The organism is Bradyrhizobium sp. LeoB3, assembly GCF_055456055.1.
This window is the reverse complement of sequence record NZ_JBVBEF010000357.1, coordinates 1-602: the sequence shown is the minus strand read 5'-3', so window position 1 is coordinate 602 and position 602 is coordinate 1. Positions and strand designations below refer to the sequence as shown.

Below are 602 nucleotides of genomic sequence, written 5' to 3'. Positions count from 1 at the left end.
GTAAGCGTCGTTCTCAGGCCACGGCTTTGAGGGCTTGAGCGCGGTAGGCCCAGGGCAGTAGCTGGTCGATGTCGCGGTTTGGATGCCCGTTGACGATCCTGGTCAGGACGTCGGTGAGATAGGCGAGCGGATCGACGTCGTTGAGCTTGCAAGTCTCGACCAGGGACGCGACGACAGCCCAGTGTTCGGCACCGCCGTCGGATCCGGCAAACAGCGCGTTCTTGCGACTGAGCTTGATGCCACGGATTGATCGTTCGACAGTATTGTTGTCGAGTTCGATGCGGCCGTCATCGATGAAGCGCGTTAAGCCTTGCCAGCGCGAGAGGGCGTAGCGGATGGCCTCGGCGAGCTTGATCTTCTGGCTGATGAGAGCCAGCTTGGCGCGCAGCCATACCTCGAAGGCATCGGCCAGTGGTCGGCTCCTCTGCTGCCGCACGAGGCGACGCTCCTCCGCGCTGCGGCCGCGGATCTCCTTCTCGATCCCATAGAATGCGGCGATGTGCTTCAGCGCCTCGCCCGCGATCGGAGCGGGGCCGGCTGTCGCGAGTTCGTAGAAGTTGCGCCGCATGTGCACCCAGCAGAAGGCGAGCTCGACCTCGCCA

At 63.6% G+C, this 602-nt stretch carries 1 protein-coding gene; it reads right to left on the bottom strand.

Annotation, left to right across the window (positions count from 1 at the left end):
• Positions 1–13 precede the first annotated feature (13 nt).
• A partial coding sequence (gene tnpC, locus ACZXDY_RS46310; protein WP_464350074.1) for an IS66 family transposase occupies positions 14–602 on the bottom strand: 589 nt, incomplete at its 5' end.